This is a genomic window from Aminobacter aminovorans (assembly GCF_900445235.1).
GTDB classification, from domain to species: Bacteria; Pseudomonadota; Alphaproteobacteria; order Rhizobiales; family Rhizobiaceae; genus Aminobacter; species Aminobacter aminovorans.
The window spans coordinates 391,765-411,154 of the sequence record NZ_UFSM01000001.1 but is presented as its reverse complement, the minus strand read 5'-3'; the positions used below and the strand labels follow the sequence as shown (position 1 = coordinate 411,154).

Below are 19,390 nucleotides of genomic sequence, written 5' to 3'. Positions count from 1 at the left end.
TTTTGCTGAGCTTTGTCGGCCGAGGCGCCTAGGCGCCAAATACCCTCTTGCCATCGATCCAGGTGCCCGACACGTCGAGCCCCTCGGTCAGCTGCACGGCATTCGCCTGATAGCCCTTGGCAAGGCGGCCGAGGCGCTTTTCCTGGCCGACGGCTTCCGCCGGATAGAGCGAGGCCATGCGGATAGCCTCGCCGAGCTCGTAGCCGATCGTCTCGTGCATGAAGCGGATTGCCGAGATCATGTCGAGGTCGGCGCCGGCCAGCGTGCCGTTCTCAAGCGTCAGCCGTCCGTTCTCGCGCTTGATGGTGCGGCCGTTGAGCTCGAACGACTTGAGGTCGGTGCCGATGGTCGCCATGGCGTCGGTGACGAGGAAGATGCGGGCAGGGCCGTTCTTGGCCTTGAGTGCGATCTTCATCGTTGCCGGGTCGACATGGATGCCGTCGGCGATCAGGCCGGCCGAGAAGCGTGATATCTCGACGGCGGCACCGGCAAGGCCGGGCTCGCGGTTGCCGATCTGGCTCATGGCGTTGAATAGATGTGTCGCCATCGACGCACCCGCCTCGGCATATTCCTTCGCCGTGCGGTAGCTGGTGTCGGTGTGGCCGAGGCTGACGACGATGCCGGCATCGGCCAGCGCCTTGACCTGGTCGGCCTTGACCGATTCCGGCGCGACGGTGGTGAGGAGCACGGGCATCGACGGACGCGCGGCGATCAAAGCTGCCTCGTCGTCGGCGTCCATCGGGCGGATCAGCTGGGGATCGTGCGCGCCCTTGCGGGCAAGCGACAGATGCGGCCCCTCGAGATGCAGGCCGAGGAAGCCCGGCATCTTGCGCCTGGCCGCTTCGATACCGGCCGCGATGGTCGATCGGGTGATCTCACGTGTGTCGGTGATCAGCGTCGGCAGCACGGCCGTCGTGCCGAAGGGCATCTGCGCCTTGCAGATGACTTCGAGCGTGTCGACGTCCGGCTTGTCGTTGAGCATCAACCCGCCGCCGCCATTGACCTGCAGGTCGATGAAGCCGGGGACGAGCATGGCGCCTGCCTCCGTCACCTTCACGCCAGCGGGAATGTCACCCCGCGCGACGATGCCCTCGACCAGCCCGTCCGCGACGAGCAGCGCGGCATCCTGGTGCCAGGCATCACCGTCGAAGATGCGCCCGGCAGCAATGGCAAGACGTTCGCTCATATCGTTTCGGTCACTTTCCGCAGGTTGGGCGGGGCGTCGGGGTTGAGGCCGCGGTGGCGGGCGAAGGCCTCGACGAAGCCGTAGAACGAGGCGATCAGCATCAGCGGATCGGTCAGCGGGTGGCCGGTCGCGACATGCTCCAGCACCTTGGCCTTCTTTGCCAGCGACGATGTGATGTGGATCGCAGCACCGCGGTCGGCGAGGCCATCGGCGGCGTCCGCAATCGACGGCTCTGAGGCGTCGCGGGCAGCCAGCGCCAGCACCGGGAAGCCTGGGCGCACCAGCGCCAGCGGGCCGTGCATCACTTCAGCCGCGCTGTAGGACTCGGCGTGCATGGCGCAGGTTTCCTTAAACTTCAGGGCCGCCTCGTTGGCGATGGCGAAGGACGGGCCCCGGCCGAGGATGAACAGCGAGTTGCCTTCGGTCAGTTCGCCTGCAATGCCCATCCAGTCGCAGTCGACAGCCTTGGCGAAGTGCTCGGGCAGGGCGTCGAGTGCGGCCAGCAGCTTGTCGTCGCCGGTCCAGTGGGCGAGCACGGCAAGACCTGCGACCGCTGAGTTGACGAAGGTCTTGGTGGCAGCGACGCTCTTCTCGACGCCGGCACGAATGTCGATGGCGTGGTCGGAAGCCTCGGCCAGCGGCGAGCCGGCAGTATTGGTCAGCGCGATCGTCAGCGCGCCGCCGGCGCGCGCGCCTTCGGCCATGGCAACGATGTCGGGGCTCTTGCCCGACTGCGAGATGGCGAGGCAGGCGGAATCGGCGAGCTTCAGCCTGGCGCCGTAGATCGACGAGATCGACGGGCCAATGGAGGCCACCGGCAGGCCGGCATTCAGCTCGATGGCATATTTGAGGAAGGAGGCGGCGTGGTCGGAGGAACCGCGCGCGACCGTCGTGACAAAGCGGGGCTGCGCGCGCTTCAGGTGCAGGCCGGTCTCTGCCAGTTCCTTGGCCGAGCCTTCCAGCAGGCGGGCTGTAGCTTCGGGGATTTCGGCGATTTCGCGCCGCATATGGGTAGTCGCGTTCAAGTACCTTCTCCTTCTTGCCCATCCGGGCCGGGCAATCTCAGTTCCGCGACGAAATCGTAGGCGTCGCCGCGATAGATCGACTTTGTGAACTCGATCACCTTGCCGCTGGCAAGGTATGAAATGCGCTCGATCTGCAGGCAGGCCGAGCCCATGGGCACGGCCAGGAGCTGTGCCTCGGCTTCGCCGAGATTGACGGCGGAGATGCGTTGCACGGCCCGGACCGGGCGATGGCCGGTCTTGCCAAGAGCCATATAGAGCGAAGATGTCACTTCGTGAGGGTCTGGCAGCACGGAAGCCGAAATTGTTGCGCGCTCGATGGCGAGCGGCGTCTCGTCGGCGATGCGCAGGCGACTGAGCCGGGACACCAGCTCGCTGGCGGAGAGGCCGAGTACCATCATCTCGTCGGGCGAGGCGGTGTAGATGCCGCGGTCGAGCCATTGCGAACGCGCTGCCATGCCGCGCCGCGCCATGTCTTCGGTGAACGAGGTCAGGCGCGACAGCGACTGCTCGACGCGCTCCATGCGTGGGGCAACGAAGGTGCCCGAGCCGTGGCGCTGCACCAGCACGCCCGACTTGACCAGGTCCTGCACCGCCTTGCGCACCGTGACGCGCGAAATGTCGGCCTGGGCCGCAATATCGCGCTCCGAGGGCAGGGCGTCGCCGGGCCCAATCAGGCCGCGCTTGACCGCTTCCTCGATGTTCTTCTTGAGCTGGAGGTAGAGCGGGGCACCAGACTGGCTGACGTCGCGCAGGGCGGCGAAAATGCGTTCAGCGGCGTCATCCATGGCCGCCTCCCGCCTTGCCATATTTCTTCAACGCCATCTGCACCGCTCCGCCCAGCGCGTCCTGCAGTGGCGGGTGCATGATCGCACGGTAGCGTTTCGACAGCAGCGGCGCATAGAGCCCAGCGAGCCCGCCGAGAAGGCAGAGCCGCTCGTTCGGCGTGAGATCGAAGACGGCAAGCGTTTCCTCGACATCGGCGACGGCGCGGTCGACGAGCTTCTGCCCGACCGCGTCGCCCTTCGCTGCGTGCTCGAACACCATAGGTGCGAACTGGCCGTAGTCTCCTGGCTTGGCGTTGGTAGTGAACTCGACGATGTCGCTGGGGTCGCTGTTGAAACGCTCCAGCATGACGTCGGTCAGCGCCGAGCCGGCATGGATCCTGTCGTAGACCAGCAGGGTTTCCTGCAGCAGGTCACGGCCGATGCGCGCGCCGCTGCCGAGATCGCCGATCTGGAAGCCCCAGCCGCCGAGGGGCTGGAACTGGCCGGCCCTGCGACCGAGATAGACGGTTCCGGTGCCGAGCGCTGCGATGGCGCCATCATGGTCGCCGAGCGCGCCTTCCAGCGAGATCAGCGAGTCGTTTTCGACGGAACTGTTTCGAAACGGCAGCATGTCTTCGAGCCGCTGCTTGTAGTCACCGACATTGGCGCCCGCGAGCCCGAGGACGGCATCGACCGTGGCGATCGATGCCGGGTCCTGGCCGGCATCCACCAATGCTTGGCGGGCTGCCTCGACGATATTGTTGCACGCACCGGCAAGGTCGGTGCGGATATTGGCCGGCCCGCCACGCCCGCGGCCGATGATATCGCCGCTTGCATTGGCCAGAGCGGCCCGGCAGCCAGTGCCGCCACCATCTATCCCGAGCACAAGATCCACGGTGTTTTCTCCTCCAGATTGATAATACCAATAAAATACCAATAGCCAAGTGTTAAATTTCGGATGACGGACCTGGATGCCCATCCGATTGAATTTTATTGAGTTTTTGAATTTCCTTGCGCCGCAGCAAAGGAATTTGTTAACGGCGCTGGACAAGTGGTATTTTTTTGGTATTGTCGATGGAAGGGAGAGACAGAATGGCGCCAAGGCGTACAGAAGCGGTGCACAAGGATGCAGGGGGCATTGATGCCCAGGCACCCGATTCCGTTCTTCGCCTGCTTGCCGATGCGCAGATCGAAGCTGCGCGTGCTGTCCACCCAGCCATCCCCGCCATTGCCCAGGCAGCCGAAAAGGTTGCTGCCTGCCTCGCTGGCGGCGGCCGCCTCGTTTACGCCGCAGCTGGTAGTTCAGGCTTGATGGCGCTGGCCGATGCGCTGGAGCTTCCCGGTACCTTCGGTATCCCGCGCGAGCGTGTGTTCATCCTTCTTGCCGGCGGCCGCGAGGCGCTGGTCAATCTCGCCGGCGGTCCCGAGGACGATGCCGGCCAGGCAGCCAGCGATGTCGCCGCGACCGGCCTTGAGGCGGGCGATTGCCTTGTCGCCATCTCGGCCAGCGGCTCGACGCCTTATGCAATGAGCGCGCTCGAAGAAGCGCGCCGCCGCGGTGCCGCGACCATCGCTTTTGCAAATAACTCGGGCGCGCCGATGTTCGACCTCGCCGATGTTTCGGTGCTGCTGGCAACGCCGCCGGAAGTCGTCGCCGGCTCGACCCGCATGGGTGCCGGCACGGCCCAGAAGATCGCACTCAACATGATGTCGACGCTGGCCGCCATTCATCTCGGCCATGTCCATGACGGTTACATGGTCAATCTGCACGCCGACAACATCAAGCTGCACGAGCGTGCCGCGCGCATCGTTTCGGCCATTTCAGGCTGCGACACCGCGACTGCCGAAGCCCTGCTCGAAAAGAGCGGCGGTTCGGTCAAGCTCGCCATCCTTTTGGCTTCCGGCGCGTCCAGCCTGGAAGCGGCAAACCAACTTCTTGAAGGGGCGGACCAACGGCTCAGGTCCGCACTTTCGAAGCTCGAGGGGAGCAGAGGCTCTCATCAGTAGAGGCCCGAGAGAAAGTACAAAACAGGGAGAAATGAAATGACGAACAGGTTGCTTACTGGACTTCTGATGGCGTCCAGCATTCTCGGCTCAGCCGGGATCGCGCTCGCCCAGGACAAGACGCTGACGATCGAAAGCTGGCGCAACGACGATCTCGCCATCTGGCAGGAAAAGCTGATCCCGGCCTTCGAGAAGGCCAATCCGGGCATCAAGGTCACCTTCTCGCCGTCGGCTCCGACCGAGTACAATGCCGCCCTCAACGCCAAGCTCGATGCCGGTTCGGCTGGTGACCTGATCACCTGCCGTCCGTTCGACGCTTCGCTCGAACTCTACAAGAAGGGTCACCTCGCCGACCTGACCTCGCTGAAGGGCATGGAGAACTTCTCCGACGTCGCCAAGTCCGCCTGGCAGACCGACGACGGCAAGGCCACCTTCTGCGTGCCGATGGCCTCCGTCATCCACGGCTTCATCTACAACAAGGATGCCTTCGAGAAGCTCGGCATCGCCGTGCCGGCGACCGAGGAAGAGTTCTTCGCAGCGCTTGAGAAGATCAAGGCCGACGGCACCTTCATCCCGATGGCGATGGGCACCAAGGATCTCTGGGAAGCCGCGACCATGGGCTACCAGAACATCGGCCCGAACTACTGGAAAGGCGAAGAAGGCCGTCTGGCGCTGATCAAGGGAGAACAGAAGCTGACCGACGCCGACTGGGTTGCACCTTATGCGACGCTGGCCAAGTGGAAGCCTTATCTCGGTGACGGTTTCGAAGCCCAGACCTATCCGGACAGCCAGAACCTCTTCACCCTCGGCCGCGCCGCCATCTATCCGGCCGGCTCGTGGGAGATTTCGACCTTCAACACCCAGGCTCAGTTCAAGATGGGTGCCTTCCCGCCGCCGGTCCAGAAGGCTGGTGACACCTGCTACATCTCCGACCACAACGACATCGGCATTGGCCTCAACCCGAAGAGCGCAAACGCCGATGCCGCCAAGACCTTCCTGACCTGGGTGGCTTCGCCTGAATTCGCGACCATCTATGCCAATGCCCTGCCGGGCTTCTTCAGCCTGAACTCGGCTGCCGTGAAGATGGAAGATCCGCTGGCCCAGGAATTCGTCTCCTGGCGCGAGAAGTGCAAGCCGACGATCCGCTCGACCTATCAGGTCCTGTCGCGCGGCACGCCGAACCTCGAGAACGAAACCTGGGTCAAGTCGGCCAACGTCATCAATGGCACCGAGACCCCGGAAGCTGCTGCTGCCGAACTGCAGAAGGGCCTCGACAGCTGGTTCAAGCCGGCTAAGTAAGTTGCGGCGGGCTTGATGCTCGCTTGGAGGGCGCCGCACAGTCGGCGCTCTCCATCCCCTCGGCGAATTCGAACCTCGCGGAATCGGTTGGAGGGGTTGAAGGATGGCGCACAAAGATGCGCTACTGCTTCCCAGGCCATTGGCGGGAAGCCCGCAGAGGTCCATCCTCGCTATGATGAACAACGGCCCCCTCGCGGCCGGACCCAGGGATTTTGACATGTCGCAGCAAAGCCTAGAGCATAGCCAAGACAGAAGACCGACACGCTGGCATATCGCCGTATTCCTGGCTCCTGCGCTGCTGGTCTACACCGCGGTGATGATCCTGCCGCTGTTCGGGACCTTGCAGCTGTCGCTGTTCCGCAACGTCGACAATGCGCAGGTGTTCGCAGGCTTCGACAATTTCCGCACTCTTTTCGGTGATCCGCGCTGGGCGGCCTCGTTCTGGAACGCGCTCGGCAACAACACCTGGTTCTTCATCATCCACATGCTGGTGCAGAACCCGATCGGCGTGGTCCTTGCCGCCCTGCTGTCGAGCCCCAAGCTGCGCTTCTCGGCTTTCTACCGCACGGCGATCTTCATCCCGACAATCCTGTCCTTCGTCATCGTCGGTTTTGCCTGGAAGCTGATCCTGAGCCCACTCTGGGGCGTCGCGCCCAACCTGCTCGATCTCGTCGGCCTGAAGAGCCTTTTCGTGCCTTGGCTCGGCAAGGAAGAATATGCGCTGACCACGCTCAGCCTGATCTCGGTCTGGCAGTTCGTCGGTATCCCGATGATGCTGATCTACGCCGCGATGCTGTCGATCCCCGACGAGGTCATAGAGGCTGCCGAATGCGACGGCGTCACCGGCTTCTCGCAGTTCTGGAAAATCCAGCTGCCGCTGATCCTGCCCTCCATCGGCATCATCTCGATCCTCACTTTCGTCGGCAATTTCAACGCCTTCGACCTGATCTACTCGGCACAGGGCGCGCTCGCCGGCCCGAACTACGCCACCGACATCCTGGGCACGTTCCTCTACCGCACCTTCTTCGGCTTCCAGCTGCAGATCGGCGACAAGAACATGGGTGCGACCATCGCCTCGATGATGTTCTTCATCATTCTCGCCGGCGTGTGCCTGTACCTGTTCCTTATCCAGACGCGGCTGCGCCGCTACCAGTTCTGAGGGCGTCATGAGCAAGGCTGCCACTTCCCTGCCACGCACCATCGGCGCCCATGCGGTGCTTTTGACCTACACCGCGATCGCGCTGTTTCCAGTGCTCGTCATCGTCGTCAACTCGTTCAAGTCGCGCAACGCCATCTTCCGTTCGCCGCTGTCGCTGCCGACCGCCGAGACCTTCGACCTGATCGGCTACACGACCGTGATGGCGCAGGGCGACTTCTTCCTCTATTTCCAGAACAGCCTGATCGTTACCGTCGCCTCGCTGTTCTTCGTGCTTTTGTTCGGCGCCATGGCCGCCTTCGCCCTGTCGGAGTACCGCTTCAAGGGCAACACCATGATGGGCCTCTATCTGGCGCTTGGCATCATGATCCCGATCCGCCTCGGTACGGTCGCGATCCTGCAGCTGATGGTGGCGTCGGGCCTCGTCAACACGCTGACCGCGCTGATCCTTGTCTACACCGCGCAAGGCCTGCCGCTCGCCGTCTTCATCCTGTCCGAATTCATGAAGCAGGTGTCGGACGATCTGAAGAATGCCGGCCGCATCGACGGGCTCTCGGAATACCGCATCTTCTTCCGCCTCGTCCTGCCGCTGGTCCGCCCGGCCATGGCAACGGTCGCCGTCTTCACCATGATCCCGATCTGGAACGATCTGTGGTTCCCGCTGATCCTGGCGCCGTCGGAAGCGACCAAGACCGTGACGCTCGGTGCCCAGGTGTTCATCGGCCAGTTCGTCACCAACTGGAACGCCGTTTTGGCCGCGCTCTCGCTCGCCATCCTGCCGGTGCTGATCCTCTACTTCTTCTTCTCGCGGCAGCTGATCCGCGGCATCACTTCCGGAGCAGTCAAGTGAGCACAGAAAAGCCTCTTCGCGTCGTCGTAGCCGGCCTCGGCAACATGGGCCGCAGCCATGCGCTCGCCTACCACAACAATCCGGGCTTCGAGATCGCGGCGCTGGTCAACCGCTCCGACGTGCCGTTGCCCGAGGGCATGGAAGGCTACGGCATCCAGCGCTCCTTCGAAGGTGCGTTGCGCGAGCTGAAGCCCGATGTCGCCTCGATCAACACCTATTCCGACAGCCATGCCGACTATGCCGTCATGGCGATGGAGATGGGCTGCCACGTCTTCCTGGAGAAGCCGCTGGCGACCACGGTCGCCGACGCCGAGCGCGTCGTCGCCTGTGCCAAGGCCAATGGCCGCAAGCTGGTGATCGGTTACATCCTGCGCCATCACCCGTCGTGGATGCGCCTGATCGGCGAAGCCCGTGCGCTCGGTGGTCCCTACGTGTTCCGCATGAACCTCAACCAGCAGTCCTCGGCGCACAAGTGGGACACCCACAAGCAACTGATGAAGACGACCTCGCCGATAGTCGACTGCGGCGTGCATTATCTCGACGTCATGTGCCAGATCACCGACGCCAACCCGGTCGAGGTACGCGGCATGGGCCTGCGCATGACCGACGAGATTGCGCCCGACATGTACAATTACGGTCACCTGCAAGTGCTGTTCGCCGACGGTTCCGTCGGCTGGTACGAAGCCGGCTGGGGCCCGATGATGTCGGAGACGGCTTTCTTCGTGAAGGACGTCATTTCGCCCAAGGGCAGCGTGTCGATCGTCGTCAATGAGGCGGCAACCAAGTCCGACGACGTCGATTCCCACACCAAGACCAGCATGATCCGCGTCCACCGCGCCGAGCTCGGCGCCGACGGCAGCTTCGTCCACGCCGACGAGGACCTGTCGATGAAGGACGAGCCCGGCCACCAGGGCCTGTGCGATCGCGAGCAGGCCTTCGTGCTGAAGGCCATCCGCGAGGACATCGACCTCACCCGTCACATGGATGACGCCGTCAAATCACTGCGCGTGTGCCTTGCGGCGGACGAAAGCGTCCGCACCGGCCTCGCCGTCAAGCTTTAAGCCATGCCCCCGAAAAGCTCAGCGCTTTTCGGTCGGGTTCATGCGTCAGGAAAACGAGAGGAATAGCCTGTGGGATCTCTCAAGATCGAAAACGTCAAGAAGTCCTTTGGCCCGGTCGAGGTGCTGAAAGGCATCGACCTCGACGTCAAGGACGGTGAGTTCGTTGTCTTCGTCGGCCCGTCCGGCTGCGGAAAGTCGACGCTGCTGCGCATTATCGCCGGCCTCGAAGACGCGTCCTCCGGCAATGTGCTGATCGACGGCGCCAGGGTCACCAACGCCCCGCCGTCCAAGCGCGGCATCGCCATGGTGTTCCAGACCTACGCGCTCTATCCGCACTTGACGGTGCGCGACAACATGGCGCTCGGCCTCAAGCAGGCGGGAACGCCGGCTGACGAGATCGACAAGCGCATCACCGCGTCGTCGTCGATGCTTTCGCTGGAACCCTACCTCAAGCGCCGCCCGGCCGAGCTTTCGGGAGGCCAGCGCCAGCGCGTCGCCATCGGCCGCGCTTTGGTGCGCGAACCCAAGCTGTTCCTGTTCGACGAGCCGCTGTCGAACCTCGACGCCGCGCTTCGCGTCAACACCCGCCTCGAGATCGCCCAGCTGCACAACCGCCTCAAGGCGACGATGGTCTACGTCACCCACGACCAGGTCGAGGCCATGACGCTGGCCGACCGGATCGTCGTGCTGAACGCCGGCCGCATCGAGCAGGTCGGCGCACCGATGGAGCTCTACAACAAACCGGCCAATCTGTTCGTCGCCGGCTTTATCGGCTCACCCAAGATGAACTTCGTCGACGGCGCCCGCCTTGGCGAAACCGCCAAGACCATCGGCGTTCGTCCCGAGCACATCGCGGTCAGCCAGGCCGAGGGCACATGGAAGGGCACGGTTATCCATGCCGAGCATCTCGGCGCCGACACCAACGTCTTCCTCGAAACCGAGAAGGCCGGCCTGATCACCATCCGCCTGTTCGGCGAATACCAGACCGGCCCAGGCGCTACGCTCTACGCCACTCCAGACGCGGCGCGCACCTATCGCTTCGGCGAAGACGGCAAGGTTCTGGGCTGACGATTTGATGCGGCGACACGGGACGGGGTGGCTAACCCCTCTCCGTCCCGCGTCGCGGTCACCTCTCCCCCAGGGGGAGAGGAAACGCCAATCGTCCTTCCAAAACTCGCCCCCACGGAATGGGGAGAGGTGTCGAGCGTAGCGAGCCGGAGAGGGGGCTAACGCCGCCTAAGGTGAGCTGTAGCTTCGGCATCCACGCCGCCATCCACGATCGCCACGCCGAACATCGCGCTCGCCTGCTCGGGCGAATAGTAGCCAAGTCCGACATCGCGCAGCACCAGTTCGGGATCGCGCTCTAGCGGATCGCCATAACCACCGCCTCCTGGTGTGCCGACCGACACGCGGTCGCCGGCTTTCAGGGGAATGTCCTGTTCCTTGGACAGATGCGGCGGAACATGTGCTTTGCCGTCGCGAAACACGATCACCGAATTGACCTCGCCATCCCGCCCGCCGAGCGCGCCCTGCGGCCCGACGCGGCCGTGGTCCATGACGAAGGAGGCGCGCGCCTCGCCGCGCAGCAGCTCGATCTCGTAGGCGAGGCCGAAGCCGCCGCGCTGTTTGCCGGCGCCGCCAGATCCCTCGCGCAAGGCATATTGGCGGTAGAGCACGGGATAGGCCTGCTCCATGATCTCGACCGGCGGCGATTTGGAGATGCCGATGGTCGAGCAGCCATTCGACAGCCCGTCATGGCCTGAGTTGCCGCCATAGCCGCCGCCCGAGATCTGGTACATGACATAGTCGCGGCCGCGCGCCGGATCGTTGCCGCCGAGCGCGAAGTTGCCGCTCGAACCTGCAGGCGCCGCCGTCACCTTGTCGGGCGCTGCCTGCACCATGGCGGCAAACACCGCCTCGGCGATGCGCTGCGACACCTCGGCGGCGCAACCCGAGACGGGGCGTGGGTAGCGCGCATCGAGGAACGTGCCCTCCGGCCGCTTGACGATCAAGGGCTCGAAGGCCCCGGCGCTGATCGGCACGTCGGGAAAGATGTGTCGCATCGCGAGATAGACCGAGGACAGAGTCGTCGCCAGCACGCTGTTCATCGGCCCGGCGCAAGGCGGAGACGAACCGGCGAAGTCGAAGCTCAGCGCGTCGCCGGTCTTCTCGACCGACAACGCAATGGTCAGCGGCGCATCGACCACGCCGTCGGAATCGACACATGCCTTGGAGTAATAGGTGCCGTCGGGCAGGGCTGATATATGCGCCCGCATCTGCTCGGCGGCGCGCCGGCGCAACTCGGCGATCGCCTCGACAACGGTTTCGTCGCCGTAACGATCGAGGATCGCAAACAGCCTGTCTTGCCCGACATGGAGCGCCGCCGCCTGGGCGCGGATGTCGCCGATGCGCTGGTCGGCCACCCGGATGTTGGAGCAGATGATGGCGTAGATCTCGGGGTCCATGACCCCCTTCTTGAACAGCTTGACCGGCGGCAGCCGCAAACCTTCCTGTTCCACCGCCGTTGCCGATGCCGAGAAGCCGCCGGGCACAGCACCCCCGATATCGGGCCAGTGTCCGGTGTTGGACAGCCAGCAGAAGATTTTTCCCTTGCGCCACACCGGCATGGCGAAACGCACGTCCATCAGATGCGTGCCGCCGAGATAGGGGTCGTTGACGACATAGATATCACCTGGATCGGGCGGCAGCACGCGTCCGTCCGCTATCATCTCGATGATGGTCCTTGTTGAATACTGCATCACGCCGACGAACACCGGCAGCCCTTGCGACCCCTGTGCGATCAGCGCCCCATCAACTGCGGAATAGATGCCATCGGAACGGTCGTTGGCCTCTGCGATGACCGGCGAAAACGCCGCCCGCGAAAACGTCAGGTCCATCTCGTCGCAGGTCTGCTGCAGCGCTGCCTGGATGACGGAGAGGGTGATGGCGTCGAGGGTCATGACATGGGCTCGCGTCGGACGCGCGGCGCGCCCTCGACGGTCCGCAGCGTGAGGGATCGCAGTGTTCCGCGTGGGGCCAGGCAGGTCGACCCCCGCTCCGCCTCGCTGCGCACGACACCTCTCCCCCGTTCGACGGGGGAGAGGAAAAGAGCTGGTTCGACGGAGGAGACGAGGAGAGCCCTGATCGCCGCCGATCTTTCCTCTCCCCTGGGCAGCGGGAGAGGTGTTGAGCGCAGCGAGGCCGAGTGGGGGTGCTTGCGCCGCATCATCTCCCAATCTCGACGATGATGTTGCCATCCCGGTCCGACCGAGCCCGGTCGCCCGGCTCCAGCACGGTTGTTGCGTCCATTTGCTCAAGGATGGCCGGGCCTACGATCGTGGCGTCGAGCGGCAGCTTTTCCCTGAGATAAACAGGCGTGTCATGCCAACTGCCGTCGAACCACACCGGACGCATCTCGCGCAGCGCTTCAGCCAGCGTCGCCGACCGTCCTGCCGGGTCGATCAGGCGGCTCAGGTCGATCTCAGGCCGCGCGCCGGTCACCGACGTGTTGAGGTTGACGAGATTGGCGCGGATCTCCGGCAGTTCGACCTTGAAGCGGGCGAAATAGGCCTTCTCGAACAGGCCCTGCAGCGTCGCACGGTCGATATCCGTCGAAGGCAGCGGCACGTTGACGATGTGCGTCTGCCCGACGAATTGCATGTCGGCGGAGTGGTTGACGCGAATGCTCTTCGGTCGCACCGCCTCCTGGCCGATCAGCGCCTCGCCTGCCGCCCGATGCCCGGCGAGAATGTCCCGGGCCCGTTTCTCGTCCAGCAGTGCCACCGGCTGGTTGACCGTGTTGACGAAGTCGTGGCGCAAATCGGCGACGACGCAGCCGAGCGCGTTGGTGATGCCGGGCCGCGCCGGTACCAGCACCCGTGGCAGACCGAGTTCGCGGGCAAGCGCTGACGCATGCAGCGGGCCGGCGCCTCCGAAGGCAAACAGCGTGAAGTCGCGCGGGTCATGTCCGCGCGACACCGACACCATGCGGATGGCGCCCGCCATCTTGACATTGCCGAGCCGGAGCACAGCCCCTGCCGCCGAAACACCATCAAGCCCGGTCAACTTGCCGATGCTGTCTTCGAAGATCTGGCGCACGGTCTCGACCGTAACCGGCGCGTCGACGGCAAGCAGCCTTTTCGGGTCGAGCCGCCCGAGCACCAGATTGGCGTCGGTGATCGTCGGCTCCGTGCCGCCGCGGCCATAGCAGACCGGCCCGGGGTTGGCGCCGGCACTTTCCGGACCGACCTGGATCAGCCCGGAGGCATCGACACGGGCGATCGAGCCGCCGCCGGCGCCCACCGTATGCACCGCCACCATCGGCACATGGATCGGCATCGCATACTCGATCTCGATCTCGTTGGAGACCGCAGGCTCTGCATCGAGGATCAGCGCGACGTCGGTCGAGGTGCCGCCCATGTCGTAGGTGACGAGATGTCCGTAGCCGGCGCGCCGGCCAGTATGGGCGGCGGCGATAACACCCGAGGCCGGGCCTGACATGACGGTCTTTGCCGCCTCCCGGGTGACGAAGCGCGCCGAGATCATGCCGCCATTGCCGTTCATGATCAGGAAGTCGCGGCCGTAGCCGCGCTGGCTGAGTTCTTCGCGCAGCCGCCCGACATAACGTTCGAGGATCGGCTGCACGGCGGCGTTGACCGAGGCCGTGACCCCGCGCTCGAACTCGCGTGCCTCCGAAAGCAACGAGTGGCCCGTGGTGATGTGCCTATTCGGCCAGTCTTCAGCTGCGATCTCGGCGGCGCGGCGCTCATGGGCGGGATTCGCGTAGGCATGCAGGAAATGGATGACCAGCGCTTCGCAACCGGCGGCGGCCAGCTGATTGACCGCCCGCCGCACCTCGTTCTCGTCGAGCGGCTCGCGCACCCGTCCCGAGGCTTCGACGCGTTCGGTGACCTCGATCCTGAGATTGCGTGGGATGACCGGCACGAAGACGCCGGTCATGCCATAGGGCTGTGGCCGCGTACGCCTTCCGAGCTCGATCACGTCGCGAAAACCGCGCGTCGTGATCATGCCGGTTTTCGCCAGCCTGCGCTCCAGCACGGCATTGGTGGTGGTGGTCGTGCCGTGCACGATGAGGTCGATGTCGGCGATCGGAAAACCTGTTGCAGCGAGTGCCGCGATCACGCCATGCGCCTGGTTTTCAACTGTTGTCGGTGTCTTGGCGATGTGGACTGTCCCGCCATCCCTACCGTCGATCAGCAGCAGGTCGGTGAAGGTTCCCCCGACATCGATGCCTGCCACGACATTTCCCGCCTCTGCGGGAATATTCTCGTCCATGGACTAATCCCGAAAAGCCCGGACTACGTTCCTGTGCCAGTTTAGAAAGGCGTTTTATGCCACAATCTTGACGCTGATATCATTTGTATACTAATTAATAACCCGAACAAGGTCCCATTATTTGCCTGTATTTCCGCTGCGCGCCGGGTCTGGAAACGTCGCCGCGCCGGGCGAGAGGTTTGATCGATGAACACCGCAGCAGCGCTGAAGACGGCCGAAGCCAAGCCGCTTCAGTTCCCAATCCCTGCCAATGTCTACGCCGAAACTGTGGTTTCGGTGAAACATTACACGGATCGCCTCTTTTCCTTCCGCATCACCCGGCCGCAGTCGCTGCGCTTCCGTTCGGGCGAGTTCGTCATGATCGGCCTGCCCAACGCCGAAAAGCCGGTCTACCGCGCCTATTCGGTGGCAAGCCCCTCCTGGGACGACGAAGTCGAGTTCTTCTCGATCAAGGTGCCGGATGGTCCGCTGACCTCCGAGCTGCAGAAGATCGTTCCCGGCGACACCGTCCTGATGCGCCAGAAGTCGACCGGCACGCTGGTGCTCGACGCGCTGACCCCTGGCAAGCGCCTTTTCATGATCTCGACCGGCACCGGCATCGCGCCCTTCGCCAGCCTGCTTCGCGATCCCGACACCTATGAGCGCTACGAGCACGTCTTCCTTACCCACACCTGCCGCGACGTGGCCGAGCTGACCTATGGCCAGGAACTGGTCGCCAATCTCGAAAGCGACCCGCTGATCGGCGAACTGACCCATGGCCGCGTCACGCTCTACAATTCGACGACACGCGAGGAATCCGAGCGTATGGGCCGCATCACCGCGCTCATCTCGTCGGGCAAGTTCTACAGCGACCTCGGTATCGACAAGCTCGATCCCGAAACCGACCGCATCATGATCTGCGGCTCGATGCACATGCTCAAGGACGTCAAGGAACTGGCTGAGAGCCTCGGCTTCGTCGAGGGCTCGCTGAATGAGCCGGGCAGCTTCGTCGTCGAGCGCGCCTTCGTCGGCTGACGCTTCCCTCGGTGCCGGATCGCCTGGCGGTCCGGCGTTTTGACCATCCGGTCAAGATAACGCTTCGCCGTTTCGATTTTTCGTCTATCTTCCGCCCTCGGGGGACTCGTGGAGCATAGCTACACGGGCTATTCTTGTTTGTGCCGCGACGAAAGCATGGCTTGCCGTCGACGGCTCTTGAGATGTCGCGCCGACGACAAGGCGTCCGGAGGAAAGGCAGTCACATGAGCGGCAAGCTGCGCGAAGCCGAGAACCCGTCATCCGCCATAGTGACCGCCTTGCCGTCGCGGCTGGCTGCGAATGCGGCCGACAGGCACGCCATTGCGCGCAACCCCGGCATGGCGCTGGATTTGGGCTTTCTGGAATCGATGCGCAGTGTCAACCGTTCGGCGCTGGAGCGGCGGGTCGGCACGCTGACCAAAAGGCGCTCGATCAAGGCCGACAATCAGGCTGCCTGGCTGCTCAGGTCGATCTCGCTGATGGATCTGACGACGCTCAACTCCAACGACACCGACGAGCGTGTGCGCCGGCTCTGTGCCAAGGCGCTGAACCCGCTGCGCCGTGATCTGACCGAGGCGCTGGGACTGGGCGAGGTGCTGATCCGGCCGGCGGCGGTCTGCGTCTATCATCCGTTCGTGGCGGCGGCTGTCGAGGCGGTGAAGGGCTCGGGCATCCATGTCGCTGCGGTGTCGACGGCCTTTCCGCATGGCCTGGCGCCGTTGTCGACACGTCTCGCCGAGATCGAGGCATCGGTTGCCGACGGCGCCGACGAGATCGACGTCGTCATTCCGCGCGGACTGGTGTTCGGTGCGAAGTGGCAGGAGCTTTATGACGAGATCAGGCAGATGCGCGCTGCCTGCGGCGCGGCCCATCTCAAGGTCATCCTCGGCACCGGCGATCTGGCGACTTTGCGCAATGTCACGCTCGCCTCGATGGTGGCGATGATGGCGGGTGCCGATTTCATCAAGACCTCGACCGGCAAGGAAAGCGTCAACGCGACGCTGCCCGTCGGCCTCGCCATGGTCAGGGCGATCCGCGCCTATCACGAGCAGACCGGCTATCTCATTGGCTTCAAGCCGGCCGGCGGCATCTCGACGGCCAAGGTCTCGCTCGACTGGCTGGTGCTGATGAAGGAAGAGCTTGGCCGGCCCTGGCTCGAGCCTGAGCTGTTCCGCTTCGGCGCGTCGAGCCTGTTGACCGACATCGAACGCCAGCTCGAACACCACATCAGCGGCCGCTACTCGGCCAACCACCGCCACGCCATGGCGTGAGGGGCGACCTGGCCATGCCGCGTTCCTTCGCGCCCCCCGCCCGATCCTCGCGCCGCAAAGTCCGGAGCCCCTCATGAACATCCTCGAACGATACCACGCCATGGATTATGCCCCAGCCCCCGAGGCCCGCAGCGAAGCCGATGCCTGGCTTGCGGCCCGCGACTTCTCGAAGGCGCTGTTCATCGCGGGCGACTGGCGCGCCGGCATCGACGGCAAGAGCTTCGACACATCCGATCCCTCTGATGGCAAGCTTCTGGCCAAGGTCTCCGATGCCTCCGCCGCCGACATCGAGACGGCGGTGGCAGCAGCGCGCAAGGCGTTGCCCAAATGGAGTGCTGCCTCGGGTTATGAGCGGGCCAAGGTGCTTTATGCCATCGGCCGCGCCATGCAGCGCCACCAGCGCCTGTTTGCGGTGCTGGAAAGCCTCGACAACGGCAAGCCGATCCGCGAGAGCCGCGACATCGACGTGCCATTGGCGATCCGCCACTTCATCCACCATGCCGGCTGGGCCCAGTCGCTCGACCGGGAGTTCCCTGGCCGCAAGGCAGCCGGTGTCGTCGGCCAGATCATCCCGTGGAACTTTCCGCTTTTGATGCTGGCCTGGAAGATCGCACCCGCTCTTGCCACCGGCTGCACCGTTGTCCTGAAGCCGGCCGAGTTCACGCCGCTGACGGCCATTCTCTTCGCCGAGATCTGCGAACGTGCAGGTGTGCCCAAGGGCGTGGTCAACATCGTCCAGGGCGGACCCGAGACAGGGGTTGCGATCGTCAACCACCCCGGCATCGACAAGATCGCGTTCACCGGCTCGTCGGAAGTCGGCAAGATCATCCGCAAGGCAACCGCCGGCTCGGGCAAGAAACTGTCGCTGGAACTCGGCGGCAAGTCGGCCTTCATCGTCTTTGAGGACGCCGATCTCGACAGCGCCGTCGAAGGGCTTGTCGACGGCATCTGGTTCAACCAGGGCCAGGTCTGCTGCGCCGGCTCGCGGCTTCTGGTGCAGGAGAGCGTTGCCGAGGCCTTCATCGCCAAGGTCAAGACACGGATGAGCCGGCTGCGCGTTGGTTCCCCCCTGGACAAGAACACCGACATCGGCCCGCTGGTCGACAAGACCCAGCTCGACCGCGTCAGGCGCCTTGTCGAGGAAGGTGCAAGACAAGGTGCTGTCTGCTGGCAGCCCGACCAGGATGTGCCATCACAAGGCTATTATCACCTGCCGACGCTGGCGACCGGTGTCGCACCTGCCAACATCCTCGCCCAGGAGGAGGTGTTCGGTCCGGTGCTCGCCACCATGAGCTTCCGCAACACCGAGGAGGCGGTCGAACTTGCCAACAACACCCGTTTTGGCCTTGCCGCCTCGGTGTGGAGCGAGAACGTCAATCTCGCCTTGCATGTCGCCCCGCAGCTCAAGGCCGGAGTGGTCTGGATCAACGGCACCAACATGTTCGATGCCGCCTGTGGCTTCGGCGGCTACCGCGAGAGTGGCTTTGGCCGCGAGGGCGGGCGCGAGGGGCTGGAGGAATATCTGGCGCCGAGCGAGCCGCATGGCCCTGTCATCAAGCCGTCGACGGCGCCCAGGCAGGCAGCGCGGGACAATGGCGAAAGCCATGGCATCGACCGCACCGCAAAGCTGTTCATCGCAGGCAAGCAGGTGCGCCCCGACGGCAACTATTCGCTGCCGGTTCTGACTTCCAAGGGCAAACTCGCGGGCGAGGTCGGCTTGGGCAGCCGCAAGGACATCCGCGACGCGGTCTCGGCGGCGCGTGCCTGCAAGGCCTGGCCGGAGGCGACCGCCTACAACCGGGCGCAGGTGCTCTATTACCTCGCCGAGAACCTGTCGGGCCGCACGGAAGAGTTCGCTGCCCGCATCGTCGAACTGACCGGTGCTGCCCACAAGGCTGCCAAGGCAGAAGTCGAAGCCTCGATCGAGCGGCTGTTCTACTACGCCGGCATGGCCGACAAGTTCGAGGGCAGGGTGCACCAGCCGCCGGCACGCACAGTCACCCTTGCCCTGCACGAACCGGTCGGCGTGATCGGCATCGTCGCCCCTGACGAAGCCCCGCTGCTCGGCCTGATCTCGCTGATCGCTCCGGCACTTGCCATGGGCAACACCACGGTCGTGGTGCCCTCGACCACTGCCCCGCTCGTTGCCACCGACCTCTACCAGGTGCTCGAGTACTCAGATGTCCCTGCAGGCGCGATCAACATCGTCACCGGGCATACCGCCGAACTCACAGCCGTGCTTGCCAAGCACGACGACGTCGACGGCCTCTGGGTCGTTGCCGAAGCCGAGATCTGCGCCAAAGCGGAAGCTGAATCGACGGGCAATCTCAAGCGCGTCTGGACCGGCCACGGCCGCAGCCTCGACTGGCCGACCGCCCAGGGCGAAGCCTTCCTCCGCCGCGCCATCGAGATCAAGAACGTCTGGGTCCCATACGGCGACTAGGGGAGTAAGGGAATAGGTTATC

At 64.3% G+C, this 19,390-nt stretch carries 15 protein-coding genes; 9 read left to right on the top strand and 6 right to left on the bottom strand.

What is annotated here, in order from left to right:
* Window positions 1-28: 28 nt before the first annotated feature.
* From nagA to DY201_RS02020, 4 genes are read right to left on the bottom strand one after another with little or no spacing between them, the layout of a single operon-like run.
* On the bottom strand, window positions 29-1,186 hold the full coding sequence (gene nagA, locus DY201_RS02035; protein ID WP_115729758.1) for an N-acetylglucosamine-6-phosphate deacetylase: 1,158 nt from the start codon (window positions 1,184-1,186) through the stop codon (window positions 29-31).
* Entirely contained in the window at window positions 1,183-2,193 is a 1,011-nt protein-coding gene (locus tag DY201_RS02030) for an SIS domain-containing protein (protein ID WP_115729757.1), read from the bottom strand. The genes nagA and DY201_RS02030 overlap by 4 nt, the downstream gene beginning before the upstream one ends.
* A 14-nt stretch (window positions 2,194-2,207) precedes the next feature.
* Window positions 2,208-2,996, bottom strand: coding sequence for a GntR family transcriptional regulator (locus tag DY201_RS02025; protein ID WP_115729756.1), 789 nt, complete (start codon window positions 2,994-2,996; stop codon window positions 2,208-2,210).
* Window positions 2,989-3,870 (bottom strand): glucosamine kinase nucleotide-binding domain-containing protein, encoded by an 882-nt coding sequence (locus DY201_RS02020; RefSeq protein ID WP_115729755.1) that lies wholly within the window; start codon window positions 3,868-3,870, stop codon window positions 2,989-2,991. The genes DY201_RS02025 and DY201_RS02020 overlap by 8 nt, the downstream gene beginning before the upstream one ends.
* Window positions 3,871-4,067: 197 nt before the next feature.
* Between DY201_RS02020 and DY201_RS02015 the strand changes: the two genes are divergently transcribed.
* The 6 genes from DY201_RS02015 (at window position 4,068) to DY201_RS01990 (ending at window position 10,413) form a co-directional block, all read left to right on the top strand.
* Window positions 4,068-4,982 carry an N-acetylmuramic acid 6-phosphate etherase gene (locus DY201_RS02015; protein ID WP_115729754.1) on the top strand — a complete coding sequence of 305 codons (915 nt, stop codon included), beginning with the start codon at window positions 4,068-4,070 and terminating at the stop codon, window positions 4,980-4,982.
* Window positions 4,983-5,018: 36 nt separating this feature from the next.
* Window positions 5,019-6,278 carry an ABC transporter substrate-binding protein gene (locus DY201_RS02010; RefSeq protein ID WP_115729753.1) on the top strand — a complete coding sequence of 420 codons (1,260 nt, stop codon included), beginning with the start codon at window positions 5,019-5,021 and terminating at the stop codon, window positions 6,276-6,278.
* A 217-nt stretch (window positions 6,279-6,495) separates the two neighbouring features.
* Window positions 6,496-7,437: a carbohydrate ABC transporter permease gene (locus DY201_RS02005; RefSeq protein WP_115733534.1), complete on the top strand. Its 942-nt coding sequence runs from the start codon at window positions 6,496-6,498 to the stop codon at window positions 7,435-7,437.
* A 7-nt stretch (window positions 7,438-7,444) separates the two neighbouring features.
* The gene (locus DY201_RS02000) at window positions 7,445-8,284 is read left to right on the top strand and encodes a carbohydrate ABC transporter permease (RefSeq protein WP_115729752.1); all 840 of its coding nucleotides are present in this window, start codon (window positions 7,445-7,447) and stop codon (window positions 8,282-8,284) included.
* Entirely contained in the window at window positions 8,281-9,345 is a 1,065-nt protein-coding gene (locus tag DY201_RS01995; RefSeq protein WP_115729751.1) for a Gfo/Idh/MocA family protein, read from the top strand. Before DY201_RS02000 ends, DY201_RS01995 begins: the two co-directional genes overlap by 4 nt.
* Window positions 9,346-9,414: 69 nt before the next feature.
* Window positions 9,415-10,413, top strand: a complete 999-nt coding sequence (locus tag DY201_RS01990) for an ABC transporter ATP-binding protein (protein ID WP_115729750.1) — start codon at window positions 9,415-9,417, stop codon at window positions 10,411-10,413.
* Window positions 10,414-10,571: 158 nt separating this feature from the next.
* Here the strand turns inward: DY201_RS01990 and DY201_RS01985 are convergent, their stop codons facing one another.
* Window positions 10,572-12,305 carry a hydantoinase B/oxoprolinase family protein gene (locus DY201_RS01985; RefSeq protein WP_115729749.1) on the bottom strand — a complete coding sequence of 578 codons (1,734 nt, stop codon included), beginning with the start codon at window positions 12,303-12,305 and terminating at the stop codon, window positions 10,572-10,574.
* Between the two features lie 265 nt (window positions 12,306-12,570).
* The gene (locus tag DY201_RS01980; RefSeq protein WP_115729748.1) at window positions 12,571-14,640 is read right to left on the bottom strand and encodes a hydantoinase/oxoprolinase family protein; all 2,070 of its coding nucleotides are present in this window, start codon (window positions 14,638-14,640) and stop codon (window positions 12,571-12,573) included.
* A 186-nt stretch (window positions 14,641-14,826) separates the two neighbouring features.
* Here DY201_RS01980 and DY201_RS01975 point away from each other — a divergent pair, with 186 nt between their 5' ends.
* From DY201_RS01975 to DY201_RS01965, 3 genes are all read left to right on the top strand, one after another.
* Window positions 14,827-15,654: a ferredoxin--NADP reductase gene (locus DY201_RS01975; protein ID WP_067955244.1), complete on the top strand. Its 828-nt coding sequence runs from the start codon at window positions 14,827-14,829 to the stop codon at window positions 15,652-15,654.
* 224 nt (window positions 15,655-15,878) lie between these two features.
* On the top strand, window positions 15,879-16,925 hold the full coding sequence (gene deoC / locus DY201_RS01970; RefSeq protein ID WP_115729747.1) for a deoxyribose-phosphate aldolase: 1,047 nt from the start codon (window positions 15,879-15,881) through the stop codon (window positions 16,923-16,925).
* Window positions 16,926-16,998: 73 nt separating this feature from the next.
* The gene (locus DY201_RS01965; RefSeq protein WP_115729746.1) at window positions 16,999-19,368 is read left to right on the top strand and encodes an aldehyde dehydrogenase family protein; all 2,370 of its coding nucleotides are present in this window, start codon (window positions 16,999-17,001) and stop codon (window positions 19,366-19,368) included.
* Window positions 19,369-19,390 lie beyond the last annotated feature (22 nt).

Coding starts and splice junctions, on each gene's coding strand:
- DY201_RS02010 (WP_115729753.1), top strand. CDS start 5,019: ATGACGAACAGGTTGCTTACTGGACTTCTGATGGCGTCCAGCATTCTC.
- DY201_RS02030 (WP_115729757.1), bottom strand. CDS start 2,193: ATGCGGCGCGAAATCGCCGAAATCCCCGAAGCTACAGCCCGCCTGCTG.
- DY201_RS02000 (WP_115729752.1), top strand. CDS start 7,445: ATGAGCAAGGCTGCCACTTCCCTGCCACGCACCATCGGCGCCCATGCG.
- DY201_RS01985 (WP_115729749.1), bottom strand. CDS start 12,305: ATGACCCTCGACGCCATCACCCTCTCCGTCATCCAGGCAGCGCTGCAG.
- DY201_RS01975 (WP_067955244.1), top strand. CDS start 14,827: ATGAACACCGCAGCAGCGCTGAAGACGGCCGAAGCCAAGCCGCTTCAG.
- DY201_RS02005 (WP_115733534.1), top strand. CDS start 6,496: ATGTCGCAGCAAAGCCTAGAGCATAGCCAAGACAGAAGACCGACACGC.
- DY201_RS02025 (WP_115729756.1), bottom strand. CDS start 2,996: ATGGATGACGCCGCTGAACGCATTTTCGCCGCCCTGCGCGACGTCAGC.
- deoC (WP_115729747.1), top strand. CDS start 15,879: ATGAGCGGCAAGCTGCGCGAAGCCGAGAACCCGTCATCCGCCATAGTG.
- DY201_RS01965 (WP_115729746.1), top strand. CDS start 16,999: ATGAACATCCTCGAACGATACCACGCCATGGATTATGCCCCAGCCCCC.
- DY201_RS01980 (WP_115729748.1), bottom strand. CDS start 14,640: ATGGACGAGAATATTCCCGCAGAGGCGGGAAATGTCGTGGCAGGCATC.
- DY201_RS02015 (WP_115729754.1), top strand. CDS start 4,068: ATGGCGCCAAGGCGTACAGAAGCGGTGCACAAGGATGCAGGGGGCATT.
- nagA (WP_115729758.1), bottom strand. CDS start 1,186: ATGAGCGAACGTCTTGCCATTGCTGCCGGGCGCATCTTCGACGGTGAT.